Consider the following 20,888-nt stretch of genomic DNA (forward strand, 5'->3'; position numbering starts at 1 on the left):
TTTAGAGTTGCATCAGGTCGATCAGAATCTGGCGCGTGTTCAAGGGCGCGCCGCCGAGGTGGTGCGCGAGCAGGAAGCGCATCAGCTGCTTGGATTGGGCTTGCGTGATGGCGTCCTGATAATCCTCGCGTTCCATGTCCAGCAGCGTCTTGCCCGATACGCGAGGGACGAAATCGTCGTCGTCGCGTTCGGGACGGGGGCCGCGCTCCGGCTCCACCACATACTGTACATCGACCAGCACTTTCGTGCGCGTGGCGGTGCAGCGGGTGAGATCTGCCGCAACGCCAGTCTCCTTAAGTAAGGCCGTTTCGAACTTGCGCAAGACGATGGGCGCCGGTTCCGCGTGCGCCAGCTGGTTCAGGGTCGATACATAGTGATCGAACAAGGCGGGGTGGGCGTCGTCTCGCGCCAGCAGCTTCACCATCAGCTCATTGAGGTAGAAGCCGCACAGGAGGGCCGTCTTTTCAAGGGGGAGCATGCCGCCGACCCAGTCGGCATCCGTGAGGGTGCGCAGCTCGTTCTTGCCGGTCCAGCTCACGGACAGGGGCTGGAAGGTTTGCAGCACGCCGCGCAGCTGGGAATGGGGACGCTTCGCGCCCTTGGCGATCAGTGCTACCCGCCCGAAGTCGCGCGTCAGCAGCTCGACGATCAGGCTCGTTTCCTTGTAGGGATAGCTATGCAGGACAAAGGCTGGCTGGCCGCTGACGCGGATGCCGACCGTGCGCGGCGCTGTCCGCTTGCGTACAGCCGAGCCCGCCGGATGGCCGTACCCGTCATTGGGGTCTGACCCCAACGTGGACACGGCCTCGGCAGTCACAGCGGAGGACATGCTTTATTCGTAACCGTAGGCGCGCAGGCCGGCTTCGTTGTCGGCCCAGCCGGATTTGACCTTGACCCAGATCTCGAGGTACACGGGGCCGCCGAACAGCTTTTCCATGTCCAGCCGCGCCTGCGTGGACACTTCCTTCAGCCGCGCGCCCTTGTTCCCGATGATCATGGACTTGTGCCCGTCGCGCTCGACGAGGATAGCCGCAAAAATGCGGCGCAAGTTGCCTTCCTGCTCGAATTTTTCGATCAGCACCGTGCTCGTGTATGGCAGCTCGTCGCCCACGAAGCGGAACAGCTTTTCGCGCACGATTTCCGATGCGAGGAACTTTTCGCTGCGGTCGGTGATGTCGTCTTCGCCGAAGATCGGCTCGTTCTCCGGCAGGAAGCGCTTGATCTCGTTCTGCAGGCCGTCCAGCTGGAAGCGCAGCTTGGCCGACACCGGCACCACGGCCGCGAAGTCGAATTTGGATGCCACCTGCTGCGCGAAGGGCAGCAGCACCGCCTTGTCCTTGGCCCGGTCGGATTTGTTGATGACGAGGATCACCGGCACGTTCTTCGGCAGCAGGTCGATCACCTGCTGGTCCGCTGGACCGAAGGTGCCCGCTTCCACCAGGTAGAGAATCACGTCGGAGGAATCCAGCGTGTTCGTCACCGTCTTGTTCAGCGTCTTGTTCAGGGCGTTCGAGTGGCGCGTTTGGAAGCCGGGCGTGTCGACGTAGATGAACTGGGCGTCGCTCACGGTCTGGATGCCGGTGATGCGGTGGCGCGTGGTCTGCGCCTTGCGCGAGGTGATGCTGACCTTGGCGCCGATCAGGGCGTTCATCAGCGTCGATTTGCCCACGTTGGGACGGCCGACGATGGCAATGTATCCGCAGCGGAATCCGGCGGGAGTGGGAACGCTAGTCATACTCGATCTCGATTTATTTGGTGGCGGCTTTGCTGTCCGCCGGTTCGTCGCTCTGGACGGTGGCGATGCCTGCCAGTTTCAGTTGCGCAGCCCGGGGACGCGCCTTGCGCGCCGCAGCCGGCGTTTTTTGCAGGGCCTGCTCGGCCACTTCCAGGGCCAGCTTGGCGGCGGCCTGTTCGCCCGCGCGGCGGCTGCCGCCCCGGCCGTAGACCTGGATGCCCAGCTTGGGCACCAGGCATTCGATCTCGAACTCCTGGCTGTGCGCGGCGCCATGGGTGGCCACCACGTTGTACAGCGGCAGGGAGATCTTCTTCGACTGCAGGAATTCCTGCAGCAGGGTTTTGGCGTCCTTGCCCAGGGTGCGCGGGTCCACCGTGTCCAGGATCGGAATGTAGAACGCGCGAATCACCTTGGCCGCGGCATCGAAGCCTGAGTCGAGGAAGATGGCGCCCAGCAGGGCTTCCAGGGTATCGGCGAGGATGGAGGGACGGCGGAAGCCGCCCGACTTCAGCTCGCCCTCGCCCAGGCGCAGGAACTGCGAGAGCTCCAGCTTCTGGGCGATTTCGTACAGGGACTGCTGCTTGACCAGGTTGGCGCGCAAGCGCGACAGGTCGCCTTCGTCGATGGCGTTGTAGCGCTCGTAAAGGATGGAGGCCACTACGCAGTTGAGGATGGAGTCGCCGAGGAATTCGAGGCGTTCGTTATGCAGGCTGCTATGGCTGCGGTGCGTCAGGGCCTGCTGTAACAAACCAGCATCCTGGAACGTGTGGCCTAGCCGAGTCTGCAATAACTGTAAATTCATCGTGTCCCAAACTTACTGCGCGGGCGCCGTTGCGGGCATGCCGTTCTTCGAGGTGGTGCCTTTATATTCCAGCAGCAGGCTGGCCGGGCCGAACAGGTGCACTTTCTTGTCGTAGGCGTAGCTCACTTCCATTCCGCTCTCTTCGCGGGTAATGATGAGGTCGCTACCCTTGATCGAGGTGATGTAGTTGACTTCCGCGCTCTTGTCGAAGGAAGCCTTGATCTCGGCCGGGGTGCTGCCGGCCGTCTTGGCCTTTTCCACCGCCGACTGCACCGAGCGGTATTCGGTATAGGTCGGGAAGACCTGGGCCGCAATCAGGCCCACGAAACCGAGAATTGCCAGCACCAGGATCAGGCTCACCAGGGAAATGCCGCGCTGCTTGTCGATTGCTACCATCCCGTTCTCCGCTCGTTGTTGTCAGTGGATCCCGCCAATGCGGCGCGGGTTGCTCAGGTTCATCCAGACTGCGACCGCCTTGCCGACGATATTCTTGTCCGGCACGAAGCCCCAGAAGCGGCTGTCTTCGCTATTGTCGCGGTTGTCGCCCATCATAAAGTAATTGCCTGGCGGAACGACGCACGTGAAGCCTTCGTAGGTGTAGCTGCAGTTTTCGCTGTGCGGAAAGTCCTTGACGTTGGCGCGGATAAAGGCGGGCGCGCGGTCGTCGTTCAGGATGCGGTGTTCGATGCCCGTCAGGTTCTCCGCAAATTGTTTCTTGTAGGTAAGGCTTTCACTGCCCTCTTCCAGGTAATCGTCCAGGGGCTTGTAGTCCAGCGGCTTGCCGTTCACCGTTAAGCGCTTGTTTTCATACACAATTTTATCACCGGGAACACCGATGACGCGCTTGATGTAGTCCTGGCTCATGTCGCGCGGGAACTTGAACACCATTACGTCGCCGCGCTGGGGGTCGTTGATCTGCACGATCTTCTCGTTGATGATGGGCAGGCGGATGCCGTAGGTGAACTTGTTCACCAGGATCAGGTCGCCCACCAGCAGGGTCGGCACCATCGAGGACGAAGGAATCTTGAAGGGCTCGTAGAGGAAGGAGCGCAGGAAGAACACGAGCGCAATCACGGGGAAGAAGCTGCCCGAGTACTCGATCCAGGTAGGCTGGCGCAGCAGGGCATGTTCGATCTGGGCGCGGGCGCCGTTCTGTTCCACCTTGATGCCGTCCGCCGTCAGCTTGGCGGTGCGCGCGTCGTACTCGGCCAGGGCCTTGTTGGCGGCGATGCGGCGCTTCTTGGCCAAATAGAAGACGTCGAGACACCAGATCACGCCCGTGATCACCATCAGCACGAACAGGATCAGGGCGAAGTTGCTCAGGATACCTTGGAGGCTCATTTCTCTTCCACTTGTAGGATTGCCAGGAATGCTTCTTGTGGGATCTCGACCGAACCCACCTGCTTCATGCGCTTCTTGCCGGCCTTCTGCTTCTCCAGCAGTTTCTTCTTACGGGTGATGTCGCCGCCGTAGCACTTGGCCAGCACGTTCTTGCGCATCGCCTTCACGTTTTCACGCGAGATGATATTGGAGCCGATGGCGGCCTGGATGGCCACGTCGAACATCTGGCGCGGAATCAGCTCGCGCATCTTCGCCGCCACGGCGCGGCCGCGGTAAGGCGCATTGGCGCGGTGCACGATGATGGCCAGCGCATCCACCTTCTCGCTGTTGATCAGCATGTCCACTTTCACCACGTCGGCGGCGCGGTACTCCTTGAACTCGTAGTCCATGGAGGCGTAGCCGCGCGAGGTGGACTTCAGCTTGTCGAAGAAGTCCAGCACGATCTCGGCCATCGGCATCTCGTACACCAGCTTCACCTGGCGGCCGTGGTAGCTCATGTCCAGCTGGATGCCGCGCTTGGCGATACAGAGGGTGATGACGGAACCCACATACTCCTGCGGCATGTAGAGGTTCACGGTAACGATGGGCTCGCGCACCTCCGTGATGCGGGAGGGGTCCGGCATGCGGGACGGGTTGTCCACGTTCAGGATGGTGCCGTCGCGCTGCTCCACTTCGTACACCACGGTCGGCGCCGTGGTGATGAGATCCATGTCGAACTCGCGCTCCAGGCGCTCCTGCACGATCTCCATGTGCAGCAGGCCGAGGAAGCCGCAGCGGAAGCCGAAGCCCAGGGCCTGGGATACTTCCGGCTCGAACATCAGGGCCGCGTCGTTCAGCTTCAGCTTCTCCAGCGAGTCGCGCAGGGCGTCGTACTGGTTCGCTTCCACCGGGAACAGGCCCGCGAACACCTGCGGCTGCACTTCCTTGAAGCCGGGCAGCGGCGCTTCGGCAGGCTTGGCGGCGGTGGTGATGGTGTCGCCCACGCGGGCCACCTTCAGTTCCTTGATGCCCGCAATGACGAAGCCCACCTGGCCCGCGCTCAGCTCGGGCAGGGAAACGGAACGGGGCGAGAAGATGCCGATGTCTTCCACCAGTTGCACGGAGTCCGTGGCCATGAGGCGGATCTTCTCTTTCGGGCGCATGGTGCCGTTCACCACGCGCACCAGCATCACCACGCCCACGTAGGCGTCGTACCAGGAGTCGATGATGAGGGCCTGCAGGGGCGCTTCCGGGTCGCCCTTGGGCGGCGGCACCTTGGCGATGATGGCTTCCAGCACCTCGTCCACGCCCAGGCCGGTCTTGGCCGAGCAGTGCACGGCGTCGCCCGCCTCGATGCCGATCACGTCCTCGATCTCGGCGATGGCGGTGGGCGGATCGGCGTTCGGCAGGTCGATCTTGTTCAGGACCGGCACCACTTCCACGCCCAGGTCCAGCGCGGTATAGCAGTTGGCCACGGTCTGGGCTTCCACGCCCTGGGAGGCGTCCACCACCAGCAGCGCGCCTTCGCAGGCGGACAGGGAGCGGCTCACCTCATAGGAGAAGTCCACGTGGCCGGGGGTGTCGATCAGGTTCAGGTTGTAGGTCTGGCCGTCGCGGGCCTTGTACTGCAGCGCTGCCGTCTGGGCCTTGATGGTGATGCCGCGCTCGCGCTCCAGATCCATCGAATCGAGCACCTGCGCTTCCATCTCGCGCTCGGACAGGCCGCCGCACAGCTGGATGATGCGGTCAGCCAGCGTGGATTTGCCATGGTCGATGTGGGCGATGATGGAAAAATTGCGTATGTTCTTCATTAAAATTCAAAACCGGTATGACGGCAGCTATACAAAAAAAGCGCTCATGAGCGCCTTTGGACCGCGAGAAGCAAAGGAAAACCCTTCGCATTTTACCGGATTTCAGAGGGGAAAGCCGGAATTCTGACGTATTCCCCTCACAAAGATGCCAAAATGGCACGTACCTTATTTTCGTCCAGGAAATAGTGGCAAATCTCGGGCTGGTCGAGGCTGGCGAACAGCACGGGAACGAGCTCGTCGAAGCGCTCCACCAGCTTCGGGTCTTCATCGACGTCGATCACCTGCACGGTGAAGGGCTTTTCGGGAGTCTGCAGGGCATTCAGGGCGTCCAGCATGTCCTGGCAGAGGTGGCAGTAGCTGCGCGAGTAGAGGGTAAATTGCATGCGTTGGGGGGCGGCGGAGAGGCCTCCGCCGCCTTCAGGTCTTACTTGGCCGCCGGGCGGATCACGATATGGGATGCCGCTTCGCCGCGCCGCACCAGCACCACGGCAGGCTTGGCGGGATCGAGCTTGCTCACCATGGCGTTGAACTGCGCCGCGCTCACGATGGCCGTGCTGTTCAGCTGCAGCAGCACGTCGCCAGGACGCAGGCCCGCGCCCGCGGCACGGCCTTCCGCCGCGTCCACCATCACGCCGCCTGTCACGCCCAGCTCCTTCCTCTGGGCGGCCGTGAGGTCGCTCACCTTGAAGCCCAGGGCATTGGACGGGCCCTCGGCCTTCGGCTTGCTGCGCTCGCCCGGCTTGCCCTTGGTGGGCTGGTCGGATTCGCGCTCGGCCACGGTAATCGGCAGATCCACCATGGCGCCTTCGCGCCACACGGTGACGGAGGTCTTGGTATTGGGCGCGGTATTGCCCACCAGGCGAGGCAGGTCGGTGGAGCGCGCGATCTCGGCGCCGCCGAACTTCACGATGATGTCGCCGGGCTTCAGGCCGGCCTTGGCTGCCGGACCACCCTCTTCCACCATGGCCACTTCGGCGCCGCGCGCGCCTTTCAGGCCCAGGGCGTCCGCCACCTCGCGGCTCACTTCGCTCAGCGAAATGCCGATGCGGCCGCGGGTCACCTTGCCCGATTTCTTCAGCTGGTCGGCCACCCGCATGGCCTCGTCGATCGGCACGGCGAAGGAAATGCCGTTATAACCGCCGGACAGGGTGGCGATCTGGGAATTGATGCCGATGACCTCGCCGCGCATGTTCAGCAGCGGACCGCCGGAGTTGCCGGGGTTGACCGCCACGTCGCTCTGGATGAGGGGCAGGTATTCCCCCGTGTCGCGCGCCTTGGCCGAGATAATGCCCGCCGTGACGGTGCTTTCGAGGTTGAAGGGCGAGCCGATCGCCAGCACCCATTCGCCCGGACGGATCTTGCTGGAGTCGCCGATGGTCAGTACGGGCAGCCTGGCGCCGTCAATCTTCAGCACGGCCACGTCCGTGCTCACGTCCGAACCCAGCACCTTGGCCTTGAACTCCCGCTTGTCGGTCAGGGTGACATAGACTTCATCGGCCCCCGCCACCACGTGGGCGTTGGTCAGCACGTAGCCGTCCGCCGAAATGATGAAGCCCGAACCCACGCCGCGTTGCACTTCCTGCTCCTGCTGCGGGGCCTGGCGGCGGTTGTTGCGGGGCGCCTGGCCGCGCGGCATCTGGCCGCCGAAGAAGCGGCGGAAGAACTCCTGCATTTCGTCTTCGTCCGGCATGTCGCGCATCTTCAGGCGTTCCGTGGTGCGGATGTTCACCACGGCGGGGCTGACACGGTCCACGATGTCCGCGAAATCCGGCAGGCCGGCCACGGCCGGAGCGGCCACGGCCGCCGGGGCGGCGCCCATGAGGGCAGGCGCGAACAGTACTCCCGCGCTGATCAGCAGCGCCGACATCGTTTTACTACCAGCAGAAAATTGAGTTTTCATATGAAATAGTAGGTTCATCAATGAGTCAGGGGTCGCTTGGCGCACGCGCGAAGCCTCACCATGGTAAGCGAATTCGGGCGTTGCAGCACACACAAGATGTTGCAAGCCATTGGGAATTTCAAGAGGGAATTTGTAGCGTTTATGTTGCGGCGGGGGCGGCGCGCTTCAAGGGGGCGGCCTCGGGGGCGGCGGCGGGGGCCTCCTCCTGGGCCAGGCGGGCATTCAAGCGGGCGTGGAAGTCCTTGCTCAGCTCCGATCCCGGCTGGTCGGCGCGCAGCAGGTCGCCGATCAGCTGGTAGGTGTGCCAGGCATCCTGTCCTTCCGGCAGGGCCAGGGCGGCGAGCGTCAGCTCGACTTCGCTGTCCGGCAGTTCGCCGTCCAGCATGGCCGAGATGTTCTCTTGCAGGTGTTTGGAGCTGTTCATCGCCAGAGATCTTTACCAGAAATTACAGCAAACTGATCCTTAGTTTTAAGCCTGTTACCAGCGCTTGTCAACCGGCATATCCAATAAAGGACGTAATTTTTCCGCAATCACTTCCCGCGCCCGGAAAATCCGGCTGCGCACCGTGCCGATGGGGCAGCCCATGATGGCGGAAATCTCCTCATAGCTCAGGCCTTCGATCTCGCGCAGCACAATGGCGGTCCGCAAATCGAGCGGCAGCGCGTCCATCGCCTCGTTCACGGTGGCCGCAATCTGCTTGCTGGCCAATACCGATTCCGGCGTATTGATGTCGCGCAGCGGCTCGCCCTCCCCCTGGGCCGCCGCCTCCAGGTCCGCCTCGGTCGAGGTGGGCGGGCGCCGTCCCTGGTTCACCAGGAAGTTCTTCGCGGTGTTGATGCCGATCCGGTACAGCCAGGTATAGAACGCCGAATCGCCCCGGAAGTGGCGCAGCGCGCGGAAAGCCTTGATGAAGGTTTCCTGCACCACGTCTTCCGCCTCCGCCGGGTCGTGCACGATGCGCGACACCAGCCGCATCAGCCGCCGCTGATACTTCGAAACCAGCAAGTCGAAGGCCTGCCTCTCGCCTGCCTGGACTCGCTCGACCAGCAATTGATCGCCCTCACGGTCTGTCGTCACACCAATATCCTCGGTGGGCTGCGGCAGGACGCTTCTTGTTATAGAGTTTGTCCGCTGCAATAAGTTCAGGGTTCGGCGGCCTTTTTTTCAGCCGCGTGCGGCTATCGCCCGCAACGCCAGCGCCAGCCGGCGAAAACCGTCCGGCGCCACGCTGTCCGGCAGCACCAGCAGCCAGCGGATGCGCCCGCCCTCCAGGCGCAGCAGCATCAGCCAGGGCCAGAATGTCGAGCCGGGCAGCAGGCGCACCGCCACGCCTTGCTGCTGGTATACCGTCAGCCGGATTCGCCCGACACCAGAAATATCAATGCCTACCGGCTTGACAGGCCGGCACAACGCAAGAAGCGTGGTCAGCGCGCAGGCCAGCAGCACGCCGCCGGGCCAGGACGGCAGCTGCACCAGCCCGCCCGCCGCCAGCGTCAGGCCAAAACCGGCCCGCAGCAGCCGCAGCCTGGGCGAAGCACGGATGACAAGGGATAGGGCAATCGCACCGCTCACTCCGGTATGAGTGCGGTGGTGGGAAAAAGTTCAGTGGAGGAGGAAAATTCCGGGGACAGAGGGGACAGACCTCGGGGGGTCTTATATCTTCAACATACGCTAAATTATGTCTGCGGGCATGCCAGTCTGATAGGTCTGTGGGAGCAAATCCCGTGGGACAGCCAATGACGGCATGCTCGATTCTTTGTAGCCCGAACAGTTGTCAGGGGGCGAACCCCGGATCAGTAAGAATGGGAGAAAGAATCATGCAGAACGCAGACGATGGGTTGTACGTCGGGATCGATGTCAGCAAGAAGAGTCTGGACGTCGATAGTCTTCCGCTGTCACATCGGGCGCAGTTCCCCAATGACGCGGGTGGTCATCAGAACCTGAAAGCCAGGTTGTTGCAGCTACAGCCGCGATGGATCGTGGTGGAGGCGAGCGGCGGTCTCGAAATGGAATTGGTCAGCGTACTGGCAACTGCGGGGTTGCCAGTGGCGGTCATCAATCCCAAACAGGCCAGGGATTTCGCCAAGGCCATTGGCGTGCTTGCGAAAACTGACCAGGTCGATGCCATTGTTCTGGCCCGCTTCGGGCAAGCGGTCAAACCGGCACTGCGTCCAATTAAAGACGGTGAGCTACGCCATCTGGAGGACGTTCTGACTCGAAGACGCCAGTTGGTCGATATGCTCACAGCTGAGAAGAACCGAAAGCTGCAGGCGACCGCTCTCATTGCAAAAGAGATCAATGAGCATATTGAATGGCTCGAGCAGCGTATCAAGGGCACCAATGGTGATCTGGGGCGGGCTATCAAGGAAAGTCCGCTATGGCACGCTAAAGCCGACCTGCTCTCCATCCCCGGCGTAGGCTCCATCACCGTCGCAACCCTGCTGGCGCAGTTACCCGAGCTTGGCACGCTCAATCGGCGCGAAATCGGTGCGCTGGTTGGCGTCTGCCCATACAGCCGTGACAGCGGCAAGATGCGGGGGAAGCGAAGAATTTGGGGTGGCAGGGCATCGGTACGGGCGGTCCTCTACATGGCCACCTTGGTCGCCATCCGACACAATCCCGTCCTCAAAAGCGCCTACGCCCGGCTGCTCGCGGCAGGAAAACTCAAGAAAGTAGCCATCGTGGCTTGCATGCGCAAGCTGCTCGTCACCATGAACGCCATGTTGCATAACAACGAGAGGTGGGCAGCAACCCTCGATTAATTAATCAAGACAGTTGCTGTCCCCGAGAGCCGAGTCCGCTACCGAACACAGTTAGCTGACTATGTTCGGTGGCGGACCAGGTTACCGGGGACAGACCCCGTGCGGGGTCTGTCCCCTGCACTATCTTCAGATCTTGCCGAAGACCAGGCTGCCGTTGGTGCCGCCGAAGCCGAAGGAGTTCTTCACGGCATAGTTGATCTGCATATTGCGCGCGGTGTTGGCGCAGAAATCCAGATCGCAGGCAGGGTCCTGGTTGAAGATGTTGATGGTCGGCGGCACCACCTGGTGGTGGATCGCCAGCACGGTAAACACCGACTCCAGGCCGCCCGCGCCGCCCAGCAGGTGGCCGGTCATGGACTTGGTGGAGGACACCACCATGTTCTTCGCGTGCTCGCCGAAGGTGCGCTTGATGCCCACCACTTCGGCCACGTCGCCCAGGGGCGTCGAGGTGCCGTGCGCGTTCACATAGTTGACCTGGTCGGGGTTGATGCCCGCGTTGCGGATCGCCGCCACGGCCGACTTGCTGCCGCCGCTGCCGTCTTCGAGCGGCGAGGTCATGTGGTAAGCGTCCGCGCTCATGCCGAAGCCGAGCAGCTCGGCGTAGATCTTGGCGCCGCGCGCCTTCGCGTGTTCGTATTCTTCCAGCACCATGACGCCGGCGCCTTCGCCCAGCACGAAGCCGTCGCGGTCCTGGTCCCAGGGGCGGGACGCGGTCGCGGGGTCGTCGTTGCGGGTGGACAGGGCGCGGGCCGAGGCGAAACCGCCCAGACCCAGCGGCGACACGGTCGATTCCGCGCCGCCGGCAACCATGATGTCGGCATCGCCGTACTCGATCAGGCGGGCCGCCGCGCCGATGCTGTGCAGGCCGGTGGTGCAGGCCGTCACGATCGCCAGGTTGGGACCGCGCATGCCGTACTTGATCGAGAGGTTGCCGGAGATCATGTTAATGATCGAGGCCGGGACGAAGAACGGGGAGATACGGCGCGGACCGCGCTTGTCGTAGTCTTCCTTCTGCTCTTCGATCATCGGCAGGCCGCCGATGCCGGAGCCGATGATCACGCCGATGCGGTCGGCGTTCTCTTCGGTGACGACCAGACCGGAATCCTGGATCGCCTGAATGCCTGCTGCCATGCCATAGTGGATAAAGGTATCCATGTGGCGGGCTTCCTTGGCGTCGAGGTAGTCCTCGACGTTGAAGCCCTTGACCTCGCCTGCAAAGCGGGTCGAGAACGGCGCTGCATCAAACTTGGTGATGTTAGCGATACCGGACTTACCCTCGGTAATTGCGCTCCACGCTTCGGCAATCGTATTGCCGACCGGGGAAACGCAGCCGAGGCCGGTTACCACTACACGACGGTTTTTGGAACTCAAGCGAATCTCCTGGAGTCGATCGGGTACTGCTGAAACTTAGGCCTTGACGTGGGCGGTAGCGTAGTCGATGGCTTGCTGCACGGTGGTGATCTTCTCAGCCTGCTCGTCAGGGATTTCCATTTCGAATTCGTCTTCCAGTGCCATCACCAGTTCAACGGTGTCCAGAGAATCGGCGCCCAGGTCATCCACGAAGGAGGATTCGTTCTTGATGTCTGCTTCAGCGACGCCCAGTTGCTCAGCGACGATTTTCTTAACGCGTTGTTCGATATCCGACATGTTATGGCTCCATTATGTGTATGTTACGGAAAGCGCGCATTTTATCAGGTTTGCGCGCTGAAAAACTAATTTCGGCTTTTGCGTCCAGCTGGACCGAAATCACTGCTAAAAGACGGGAACGCGCAGCCAACGTGCCGCGCGGGCCTCATCAATTCATATACATGCCACCGTTCACGTGCAGCGTGGTGCCGGTGATGTAGGCCGCAGCCGGGGACGCCAGGAATGCGACCGCTGCTGCGATGTCTTCCGGTTTGCCCAGGCGGCCCAGGGGAATCTGGGTCAGCAGGGCTGCATGCTGGTCTTCGCCCAGCACCTTGGTCATATCGGTATCGATGAAGCCAGGGGCAACGCTGTTGACGGTGATGTTGCGGCTGCCGATCTCGCGCGCCAGCGCGCGGCTCATGCCTTCCACGCCGGCTTTCGCCGCCGCGTAGTTCATCTGGCCGGGGTTGCCGGAAGACGCCACCACCGAAGTGATATTAATAATACGCCCAGTCTTCGCTTTCATCATGCCGCGCAGGACCGCGCGGGACAGCCGTCCCACAGCGGACAGGTTGGTGGAGATGACGCTGTCCCATTCCTCGTCCTTCATGCGCATGGCCAGGTTGTCCTGGGTGATGCCCGCGTTGTTGACCAGGATGCCCACGGCACCGTAAGTTTTGCCGATCTCGTCGATGACAGCGTTGCAGCGCTCGACATCGGTCACGTTCAGCATCAGGCCCTTGCCTGCCTCGGGGCCGATCTCGGCCAGGTAGGCGGAAATGGCTTCCGCGCCCGCCTCGGTGGTGGCGGTGCCGACCACGATGGCGCCCTGGCGCGCGAGCTCCTGGGCAATGGCCTTGCCGATGCCGCGCGAGGCGCCCGTCACCAGCGCAACTTGCTTGGACAGATTCATTCGAACTCCTTCTTATTATTTAAGGGAAGCCAGCAGGCGTTCCAGCGAAGCCTGGTCGGTGATCGCATCACCCACCAGACTGGCGTCGATGCGCTTGGTCAGGCCCATCAGCACCTTGCCCGGACCGCATTCGATCACGTTCACGATGCCGTCGGCCGCCACCTTCTGCATGGTTTCGACCCAGCGCACGGGGCTCGCGGCCTGGCGCACCAGCGCATCCTTGATACCGGCCGGGTCGTTCACCACGGCCACGTCCACGTTGTTGATCAGGGCGATCTGCGGGGCCTTGAATTTGATGTTCGCCATGTAGTCGCGCAGGCGGTCCGAAGCGGGCTTGAGCAGCGAGCTGTGGAAAGGCGCGGACACCGGCAGCTTCATGGCCCGCTTGGCGCCCTTGGCCTTGGCGATCTCGCAGGCTTTTTCCACGGCGGCGGTATGGCCCGCGATCACCACCTGTGCGGGCGCGTTGAAGTTCACCGGCTCCACCACTTGCGAGGGATCGGCGGCAGCCGCTTCGGCGCAGGAGGCGCGCACATCGTCGTCCGACAGGCCGAGTACCACGGCCATGGTGCCCTGCCCCACGGGCACGGCTTCCTGCATGGCCTGGGCGCGGAAGCGCACCAGGGGAACGGCGTCCTTGAAATCGATCACGCCCGCGGCGACCAGGGCGGAGTATTCGCCCAGGCTGTGGCCCGCGACCACGGAAGGGACGGCGCCGCCGGCGGCAATCCAGGCGCGGTAGGCGGCCACGGCGGCGGTCAGCATCACGGGCTGGGTGTTGGTGGTCAGGTCCAGTTCTTCCTTCGGACCTTCGGCCATCAGCTTGCCCAGGTCGAAGTTCAGTGCATCGGAGGCTTCGGCAATGGTCTGCTCCACCACAGGGTTGCCCGCAAAGCCTTCCATCATGGCGACGGCCTGGGAGCCCTGGCCGGGGAATACGAATGCAAATTTGCTCATAGTTGTGTTCTTTTAGACTACTAATTCTAAAGATGTGCGATTTTACACGGGTCCGGGAAGCTGCCCTTACATTTTCGCAAGCTGCCGGCGCCGGGGTCAGACCCCGCATGGGGTCTGACCCCGGTACCACAGTCAGCCACCGATCACAGTTGGCTGACCGTGTTCGGTGGCGGACTAGGCTTTCGGGGTCAGACCCCGTCCGGGGTCTGACCCCATCTGCCGCCGACTACATCCGGGCGAGGACGGCGCCCCAGGTGAAGCCGCCGCCCACGCCTTCCATCATCACGGTCTGGCCCTTTTTCACGCGGCCGTCGCGCACGGCCAGGTCCAGGGCCAGGGGAATGGAGGCGGCCGAGGTGTTGCCGTGCTGGTCCACCGTCACCACCATTTTCTCGGCAGGCAGGCCCAGTTTCTTGGCCGTGCCGTTCATGATGCGGATATTGGCCTGGTGCGGAATCAGCCAGTCGATCTGCTCGGAGGTCATGCCCGCCTGCTCCAGAGCCTCGTTGGCCACCTTTTCCAGCACGTTCACGGCCAGCTTGAAGACGGCCTGGCCGTCCATGTAGAGGAAGGCATTGCCCTCGACCGCGCCGCCGGAGAGATTGCCCGGCAGGTTCAGGATGTCGCCATGGCGGCCGTCCGCATGCAGCTTGCAGGCCAGGATGCCCGGCTCTTCGGAAGCCGTCATCACCACGGCGCCCGCGCCGTCGCCGAACAGCACGCAGGTGGTGCGGTCTTCGAAATTGAGGATGCGCGAGAACACTTCGGAGCCGATCACCAGGGCGTTCTTGTGCATGCCGGACTTGATGAAGCTGTCCGCCGTGGCCATGGCGTAGACGAAGCCGCTGCACACGGCCTGCACGTCCAGGGCCGCGCCGTTATTGCTCATGCCCAGCTTGCGCTGCACCACGCAGGCGGTGCTGGGGAAGCTGCCGAAGAAGTCCGGCGTGGAGCTGGCGACGATGATGAGGTCGATATCGTCCGGCTGCAGGCCCGCCATTTCCAGCGCCTTCTTCGCGGCCAGCACGCCCAGGTCGGAGGAGTTCTGCTCCGGCTCGGCGTAGTGGCGGGCGGAGATGCCGCTGCGCGAGGTGATCCACTCGTCCGAGGTTTCGATGCCCTTGGCCGCCAGCTGATCGGTCAGGTCCTGGTTCGTGACACGTTTTTCCGGCAGGTAGCTGCCAGTGCCAATGATTTTGCTGTACATAGGTCTCACCCGATATTCGTCGTAGCAACCGGTTCTTGTGGAGGAGTCTCGCGCGGCATCAGTTCGGCAATCATGGTAGAGAGCTGGTGCAGCACGTCCTGCTGGGCTGCGTCGTGCGCGCGGCGGATCGCCCATTGGAAGGCTTCCGCGTCCGCGCCGCCATGGCTCTTGAACACCAGGCCGCGCAGGCCGAGCAGGCTCGCGCCGTTATAGCGCGAGGGGTTCAGCCTGTTAGAGATGCGGCGCAGCGCGGAGTTCGCGATCAGTGCGCCCAGCATGGTGATGGGGTTGCGTTTGAATTCGGTGGTCAGCACCATCTTCACGAAGCGCGCCAGGCCTTCCACGGCCTTCAGGGTCACATTGCCCACAAAGCCGTCGCACACCACGATGTCGGTGGTGCCCTTGAAGATATCGTTGCCTTCCACATTGCCGTAGAAGTTCAGGGCGCCGCGCTCGTGGTCGGCCTGCAGCAGCTTGGAGGTGAGCTTCACCACCTCGTTGCCCTTGATGTCTTCCGTGCCCACGTTCAGCAGGCCGATGGTCGGGCGCTCGATGCCTTCCATGGCGTGCACCAGCACGGAGCCCATGATGGCGAACTGGTGCAGGTGGTGCGGTTCGCAGTCCACGTTGGCGCCCAGGTCCATCACATAGGTCGGACCGTCCTTCTGGTTCGGCAGGATGGAGCAGATGGCGGGCCGGTCCACGCCGGCCATGGTTTTCAGCACATAGCGCGACACGGCCATCAGCGCCGCCGTATTGCCCGCGGAAACGCAGGCATTGGCCTTGCCGTCCTTGACCAGCTCGATGGCGACGCGCATGGAGGAATCCTTCTTGCGGCGCAGGGCCACTTCCAGGGGATCGTCCATGGTCACCTGCTCGGAAGCGTGGTGGACGGTGATGCGGGGATGCGTGTCGGCGCCGGTCTTCTTGAGTTCAGCGCGGATGACGTCTTCCAGGCCTACCAGGATCAGTTCGGCGTCGGGTTTGCGTTGAAGGAAGGAGACTGCGGCGGGAATGGTGACTGAGGGGCCGTGGTCGCCGCCCATGCAGTCGATAGAGATTTTGAGTGTCATTGCGGGGCTAGGAGCAACGCTGACGAACGTCAGTTGCTGGGGAGTTCAAAAAAGAAAAAGCGGCGCCACGTCAGCATGCACTGCGTCGCACCGCTTTAGTCTCGGGCCCAACAAAAAACGTCGATTACTCGTCGTTCTTGGTCTTCAGCACTTTGCGACCACGGTAGAAGCCGTTCGGGCTGATGTGGTGACGCAGGTGGGTTTCACCGGTGGTTGGCTCGACTGCCAGTTGCGGAGCAACCAGGAAATCGTGCGAACGGTGCATACCGCGCTTCGATGGGGACTTCTTGTTCTGTTGAACTGCCATGATGACTCCTAATACTTAAGTTCTAAAATTTTAACACAGTCGATCGGCAAAATCATGCAGATCGAGTATCCCTGGGGCAAATATTTTTACCCCTTACTGCCTACCTACCAAATGCCAATACTCGATCAACTACACGCGTTTTGACACGTTCCTGCGCGAAGCTCGCTCCGCTTATTTCTTCAGATCCTTGAGGCCCGCGAAGGGGCTCGCCTTTTCGCTTTTCAGCTTGTCGAGCAGCGCCGTATCCGGGCAGACCTCGTGACGCGGCGATTGCGGCAGCGCCAGCAAAGCCTCGTCTTCAATCAAATCCATCAGGTTCATGGAGCGGGTGCCGACGATCACGTCGATCGATTCGTCGTCGATGAGCTCTTCGATCTCATCGGCATCGGCATCGCTCTCGCCCAGCATCAGCAGCGTGGACGAATTCATTTCGTATGCAAACGGGGTCAGGCAGCGCTGGCAGGCCAGTTGCACGGTGCCCGCGACGCTCAGGCGCATCTGCGGATAACCCTGCTTGCTGGTGCTGCCCTCGGCCGTCCAGCGAATCAGGCCGCTGTCGTCGGCGCAGTCCTTGGACAGGCGCTCCATTTCAGCCACCGGCGTCACGCCGTCGCGCTTGCTGTTGGTCCGACAGAACTCGAAAGCGTCGATCACAAAAGCATTCATTGGCTAAAATTTCCCTCGAAAACCTGCGATAATAACAGGATTTTCACCGCCGAGTCAAAGACTTGCGCGCTTTTTCGCACAAAACCGACGGCGCACAGAGCATATAACAAATCCTGCCGCCTAGCCAGAACAAAAAAATGCCGAATCCGCCATTGATCCTCGCCTCCAGCTCCGCCTACCGGCGCGAACTGCTGTCGCGCCTGCAACTGCCTTTCACGGCCGAAGCGCCCCACCTCGACGAAACCCCGCTGCCGGGCGAATCGCCCTCCGCCACCGCCCTGCGCCTGGCGCGCGAGAAGGCGGCCGCCGTCGCCGTCCGCCATCCCGGCAGCCTCGTCATCGGCTCCGACCAGGTGGCCACCCTGGACGGCGCCCAGATCGGCAAGCCGGGCGACCATGCCCGCGCCCTCGCCCAGCTGCAAACCATGCGCGGGCGCGAAGTCGTCTTTCATACCGCCCTCTGCCTGTGGGACGGACGCGATGGCAGCCATCAGTTGGAAGACATCCGCACGGCCGTGAAGTTCCGCGATCTGCCCGACGCGGAGCTGGATGCCTACCTGCGCATCGAACAGCCCTACGATTGCGCGGGCAGCGCCAAGAACGAGGCCCTGGGCATCGCCATCCTCGAACGCATCGATTCCAGCGATCCTACCGCCCTCACCGGCCTGCCCCTGATCGCCCTGACCGGCATGCTGCGCAAGGCCGGCGTCACCTTCTTCCAGCTTTGATATGCCAGGCACTCTTTTCCTGATTCCCAATACGCTCGGCGAGACCGAATCCCTGTCCCATGTCATTCCCGAGCAGGTGCAGATCCTGACGGCCAGCCTCGATCACTTTGTGGCCGAGAACGCCAAGACGGCGCGCGCCTTCCTCAAGCTGGTGGGCGCCGCGCATCCGCTGTGCAAGCCGATGCAGGAAATCGCCATCGCCGAGCTGAACGTGAATACGAAGCCCGAGGCCCTGGCCGCCCTGCTGGCGCCGCTCCAGGCGGGCCACGATGTGGGCCTGCTGTCCGAAGCGGGCGTGCCGGCCGTGGCCGATCCGGGAGCGGACCTGGTGCGCCTCTGCCACCAGCACGGCATTGCCGTGCGCCCCCTGGTGGGGCCGTCTTCCCTGCTGATGGCGGTGATGGCGAGCGGCCTGAACGGGCAGAGTTTCGCCTTCAACGGCTACCTGCCCACCGATGCGGCGGCGCGCGGCAAGCGCATCAAGGAGCTGGAGGAGCGCTCGCGCAAGGAGAAGCAGACCCAGCTCTTCATCGAGACGCCTTACCGCAATGCGGCCATGCTGGATGCGCTGGTGGCAGGCTGCCAGCCGTCCACGCTGATCTGCGTGGCGACCGACCTCAGCCTGCCTTCGGAAACGGTGCACACCCGCTCGGGCGCGCAATGGAAAAGCCTGCTGGGCGCAGGCCAGGCGCCGGACTTCCACAAGAAGCCGACGGTCTTCCTCTTAATGGCCGGATGACACGCCGTTGACCCACTCGTAGGCGGTAAGCTGGGTTTCGTAGAGGTCCTGCAGGTCCATGCCCAGCTTTTCCAGGCGCTCGCCCAGCTCGCTGCCGCCGTGCGCCATCTCCACCAGCTCGATCAGGGTGAGCGCCTCGCCAAACTGGCCTTCGCGATTGAGCAGCGCATCGCGCACCTCTTCCGGCACGTTGATGCTTTCCAGCAGTTCGTCCATCTGGATCGAGAACAGCGCATCCATCAGGGACATGATGCCCACGGTGAAGCCGATTTCGGCCGTCACGCGGTCGCGCGGGCGCAGCTTCTCCATCATCAGCTCCATCATCTTGCCGCGCGAAGTGGCCAGCTGGAGCAGCGGAGAGTCGAACTCGGAGCCGCGCGCATACAGCAGGATCTGCAGCCAGCGCTGCAGCTGGCGGCGGCCCAGCACCATCAGCGCGTGGCCGACGGAGTTGATGCGCACGCTGGAACCGAGGCCTGGGGTGTTCACCAGCTTCAGCAGGTTCACCGAAATCAGCGGGTCCTGCTTCACGTGCTGCTCGATATCGCGCTGCTCGGCGTCGCCGGTCAGCAGTTCCAGCAGCTTGATGATGGCGATCTGGGACGGCGAAATCTTCTTGCCGGTGAGGACGGCGGGCTTGGCGAAGTAATAGCCCTGGAAGTATTCGTAGCCCAGGTCCAGGCACTGCTGGAATTCTTCCTGGGTCTCGACCTTCTCGGCCAGCAGCTTGTGCTGCGGGCTGCGCAGGGAGTCGGTCAGCGCGGCCAGGCCCTCGGGCGGAATGGCCTTGATGTCCACCTTGATGATGTCCACCAGGGGCTGCAGTTTCTGCACCACCTCGCAATCGGTTGCCACGTCGTCCAGGGCAAATCGGTAGCCCATGCCCTTCAGCTCATGGATGCGGCCGATCACCTCTTCCGTCGGGATCACGGTCTCCAGCACTTCCAGAATGACCTTGTCGTGCGGGAGGAAGCCGATGAAGTCGCTCATCAGGCCCGCAGCATCCACGTTGACGAAGGCCAGCTGGTCGCCCACGACCTGCTGCATGCCCAGTTCGTTGGCATGGGCGATCACGGAAGCGGTGGCGGACGTCCCGTCCGGGAAGGCGCCGCCCGGGGTGTAATTGGCATTCCGGTACAGCAGCTCATAGGCGAACAGGCGCTGTTCGCGGTTCAGGATGGGCTGGCGGGCCAGGAAGAATTGATTTACGACACCGGGGGAGGCGAAGGCGGCGCTTTCGGCGACCATCATGGCGGGACTCACTTACAAAAGGGGATCTTCTGTAAGACTAGTCCTACTAGTGACATTTGGCAACATCTTTATGGTTTGCTACCACCCTTGCCAGAAGATGTAGCTGCCTCGCCACTTTCCAATGTAAATTTAGCACCATTGTCCCGGGCGAGCGCCTTGACAAGCCAGGGCATAACCTGCTTGAGGGTGGGCTCCAGGGTGTATGGCGGATTCAGCAGGAACATGCCGCTGCTGTGCAGGCCGAAGCCGTCCGGCCCCGGCGTGGACACGGTCAACGTGACGTTCAGCCAGCTGGCCGCGGGCAGGCGCTTGAGCTTCTCGGCAAAATTGCGCGCCTCGATCCGCTGCAGCACGGGATACCAGATCGCGTAGGTGCCGGTGGGGAAGCGCTTGAGCGAGTCCGCCAGCATGTCGACCACCTTCTTGTAATCCTGCTTGTCCTCATAAGGCGGGTCGCACAGCACGAGGGCGCGGCGCGACGGCGGCGGCAGCAGCGCCTTCACGCCCAGGAAGCCGTCGGCCTTGTTGACGATGACGCGCTTGCCGCGCGCGGCGGGACGGCGGCCCTGGGCCGCTTCATGCTGTTCCAGCTTGCGGAAGTTCTCGTCCAGGATCTTGGCGTCGGCCGGGTGCAGCTCGAAGAGGCGGATGCGGTCCTGCTCGCGCGCCACCTGCTCGGCGACATACGGCGAGCCGGGGTAGTAGCGCATCTTCCCGCTCGGGTTCATGGCGCGCACGAGGTTCACATACTCGGCCAGGGCGGGCGGCAGGTCTCCGCGCTCCCACAGGGGGCCGATGCCGGTTTCGAATTCCGCGTTCTTGGTGGCCTGGGCGCTGTCCAGGGCATACACCCCTGCGCCGGAGTGGGTGTCGATATAGGTGTAGGCGACGTCCTTCTGGTTCAGGTATTGCAGCACCTGCATCTGGACGAAGTGCTTGAGGACGTCGGCGTGATTGCCGGCATGGAAGGCGTGGCGGTAACTGAACATGGATGCGGATTATTCTTGGGCGATCCGCCATTATCCCATATCGACCTGGATCAAAGGCGAGCCCGGCAGCAGGCATACCATGGAGCATCCGTGCGCAA

The 20,888-nt window shown here is 62.7% G+C and carries 24 protein-coding genes; 3 read left to right on the forward strand and 21 right to left on the reverse strand.

Annotation, left to right across the window (positions count from 1 at the left end; genetic code table 11):
• Position 1: 1 nt before the first annotated feature.
• The 11 genes from recO to LSQ66_RS12320 form a co-directional block, all read right to left on the reverse strand.
• A complete protein-coding gene (recO, locus tag LSQ66_RS12270; RefSeq protein WP_231765490.1) occupies positions 2-829 on the reverse strand; it encodes a DNA repair protein RecO in 828 nt (275 codons plus the stop codon).
• Between the two features lie 3 nt (positions 830-832).
• Positions 833-1,735: a GTPase Era gene (era, locus tag LSQ66_RS12275; protein WP_231765491.1), complete on the reverse strand. Its 903-nt coding sequence runs from the start codon at positions 1,733-1,735 to the stop codon at positions 833-835.
• 13 nt (positions 1,736-1,748) lie between these two features.
• Positions 1,749-2,537 carry a ribonuclease III gene (gene rnc, locus LSQ66_RS12280; RefSeq protein WP_231765492.1) on the reverse strand — a complete coding sequence of 263 codons (789 nt, stop codon included), beginning with the start codon at positions 2,535-2,537 and terminating at the stop codon, positions 1,749-1,751.
• A 12-nt stretch (positions 2,538-2,549) separates the two neighbouring features.
• Positions 2,550-2,933 carry a DUF4845 domain-containing protein gene (locus LSQ66_RS12285; RefSeq protein WP_231765493.1) on the reverse strand — a complete coding sequence of 128 codons (384 nt, stop codon included), beginning with the start codon at positions 2,931-2,933 and terminating at the stop codon, positions 2,550-2,552.
• Positions 2,934-2,954: 21 nt separating this feature from the next.
• On the reverse strand, positions 2,955-3,878 hold the full coding sequence (lepB, locus tag LSQ66_RS12290) for a signal peptidase I (protein WP_231765494.1): 924 nt from the start codon (positions 3,876-3,878) through the stop codon (positions 2,955-2,957).
• Entirely contained in the window at positions 3,875-5,668 is a 1,794-nt protein-coding gene (gene lepA, locus LSQ66_RS12295) for a translation elongation factor 4 (RefSeq protein ID WP_231765495.1), read from the reverse strand. The genes lepB and lepA overlap by 4 nt, the downstream gene beginning before the upstream one ends.
• Positions 5,669-5,805: 137 nt before the next feature.
• Complete coding sequence (locus tag LSQ66_RS12300) at positions 5,806-6,051, reverse strand: glutaredoxin family protein (RefSeq protein WP_231765496.1); 246 nt, start codon at positions 6,049-6,051, stop codon at positions 5,806-5,808.
• Positions 6,052-6,092: 41 nt separating this feature from the next.
• Positions 6,093-7,535, reverse strand: coding sequence for a DegQ family serine endoprotease (locus LSQ66_RS12305; protein WP_231765497.1), 1,443 nt, complete (start codon positions 7,533-7,535; stop codon positions 6,093-6,095).
• A 172-nt stretch (positions 7,536-7,707) separates the two neighbouring features.
• On the reverse strand, positions 7,708-7,992 hold the full coding sequence (locus LSQ66_RS12310) for a sigma-E factor negative regulatory protein (protein ID WP_231765498.1): 285 nt from the start codon (positions 7,990-7,992) through the stop codon (positions 7,708-7,710).
• A 54-nt stretch (positions 7,993-8,046) separates the two neighbouring features.
• The gene (rpoE, locus tag LSQ66_RS12315; RefSeq protein ID WP_231765499.1) at positions 8,047-8,646 is read right to left on the reverse strand and encodes an RNA polymerase sigma factor RpoE; all 600 of its coding nucleotides are present in this window, start codon (positions 8,644-8,646) and stop codon (positions 8,047-8,049) included.
• A gap of 87 nt (positions 8,647-8,733) precedes the next feature.
• Positions 8,734-9,141 (reverse strand): protein YgfX, encoded by a 408-nt coding sequence (locus tag LSQ66_RS12320; protein ID WP_231765500.1) that lies wholly within the window; start codon positions 9,139-9,141, stop codon positions 8,734-8,736.
• A gap of 245 nt (positions 9,142-9,386) precedes the next feature.
• On the opposite strand from LSQ66_RS12320, the gene LSQ66_RS12325 reads away from it, so the two are divergent.
• Entirely contained in the window at positions 9,387-10,331 is a 945-nt protein-coding gene (locus tag LSQ66_RS12325) for an IS110 family RNA-guided transposase (protein ID WP_231765501.1), read from the forward strand.
• 126 nt (positions 10,332-10,457) lie between these two features.
• Here LSQ66_RS12325 and fabF read toward each other — a convergent pair whose 3' ends face one another.
• The 8 genes from fabF to LSQ66_RS12365 all read right to left on the reverse strand — a co-directional run bounded on the left by fabF (position 10,458) and on the right by LSQ66_RS12365 (position 17,083).
• Complete coding sequence (gene fabF, locus LSQ66_RS12330) at positions 10,458-11,702, reverse strand: beta-ketoacyl-ACP synthase II (RefSeq protein WP_231765502.1); 1,245 nt, start codon at positions 11,700-11,702, stop codon at positions 10,458-10,460.
• Between the two features lie 36 nt (positions 11,703-11,738).
• The gene (acpP, locus tag LSQ66_RS12335) at positions 11,739-11,978 is read right to left on the reverse strand and encodes an acyl carrier protein (protein ID WP_028104092.1); all 240 of its coding nucleotides are present in this window, start codon (positions 11,976-11,978) and stop codon (positions 11,739-11,741) included.
• A 148-nt stretch (positions 11,979-12,126) separates the two neighbouring features.
• Positions 12,127-12,873, reverse strand: a complete 747-nt coding sequence (gene fabG, locus LSQ66_RS12340; protein WP_231765503.1) for a 3-oxoacyl-ACP reductase FabG — start codon at positions 12,871-12,873, stop codon at positions 12,127-12,129.
• A gap of 15 nt (positions 12,874-12,888) precedes the next feature.
• Positions 12,889-13,830 (reverse strand): ACP S-malonyltransferase, encoded by a 942-nt coding sequence (fabD, locus tag LSQ66_RS12345; RefSeq protein ID WP_231765504.1) that lies wholly within the window; start codon positions 13,828-13,830, stop codon positions 12,889-12,891.
• A 226-nt stretch (positions 13,831-14,056) separates the two neighbouring features.
• Entirely contained in the window at positions 14,057-15,037 is a 981-nt protein-coding gene (locus LSQ66_RS12350; RefSeq protein ID WP_231765505.1) for a beta-ketoacyl-ACP synthase III, read from the reverse strand.
• Between the two features lie 5 nt (positions 15,038-15,042).
• Positions 15,043-16,110, reverse strand: a complete 1,068-nt coding sequence (gene plsX, locus LSQ66_RS12355; protein ID WP_231765506.1) for a phosphate acyltransferase PlsX — start codon at positions 16,108-16,110, stop codon at positions 15,043-15,045.
• Between the two features lie 124 nt (positions 16,111-16,234).
• The gene (rpmF, locus tag LSQ66_RS12360) at positions 16,235-16,417 is read right to left on the reverse strand and encodes a 50S ribosomal protein L32 (RefSeq protein ID WP_231765507.1); all 183 of its coding nucleotides are present in this window, start codon (positions 16,415-16,417) and stop codon (positions 16,235-16,237) included.
• 171 nt (positions 16,418-16,588) lie between these two features.
• The gene (locus LSQ66_RS12365; RefSeq protein WP_231765508.1) at positions 16,589-17,083 is read right to left on the reverse strand and encodes a YceD family protein; all 495 of its coding nucleotides are present in this window, start codon (positions 17,081-17,083) and stop codon (positions 16,589-16,591) included.
• A 137-nt stretch (positions 17,084-17,220) separates the two neighbouring features.
• On the opposite strand from LSQ66_RS12365, the gene LSQ66_RS12370 reads away from it, so the two are divergent.
• A complete protein-coding gene (locus LSQ66_RS12370; RefSeq protein ID WP_231765509.1) occupies positions 17,221-17,811 on the forward strand; it encodes a Maf-like protein in 591 nt (196 codons plus the stop codon).
• Position 17,812: 1 nt separating this feature from the next.
• Entirely contained in the window at positions 17,813-18,550 is a 738-nt protein-coding gene (locus tag LSQ66_RS12375) for an SAM-dependent methyltransferase (RefSeq protein ID WP_231765510.1), read from the forward strand.
• Here the strand turns inward: LSQ66_RS12375 and LSQ66_RS12380 are convergent.
• Together LSQ66_RS12380 and LSQ66_RS12385 are read right to left on the reverse strand one after the other, a co-directional pair.
• The gene (locus tag LSQ66_RS12380; protein WP_231765511.1) at positions 18,536-19,801 is read right to left on the reverse strand and encodes an EAL and HDOD domain-containing protein; all 1,266 of its coding nucleotides are present in this window, start codon (positions 19,799-19,801) and stop codon (positions 18,536-18,538) included. The two genes, LSQ66_RS12375 and LSQ66_RS12380, sit on opposite strands and share 15 nt — an antisense overlap.
• Positions 19,802-19,869: 68 nt before the next feature.
• Complete coding sequence (locus tag LSQ66_RS12385; RefSeq protein ID WP_231765512.1) at positions 19,870-20,790, reverse strand: 23S rRNA (adenine(2030)-N(6))-methyltransferase RlmJ; 921 nt, start codon at positions 20,788-20,790, stop codon at positions 19,870-19,872.
• Positions 20,791-20,888: the final 98 nt, after the last annotated feature.

Origin of the sequence: Massilia endophytica, assembly GCF_021165955.1 — a bacterium.
Classification (GTDB): domain Bacteria; phylum Pseudomonadota; class Gammaproteobacteria; order Burkholderiales; family Burkholderiaceae_D; genus Rugamonas; species Rugamonas endophytica.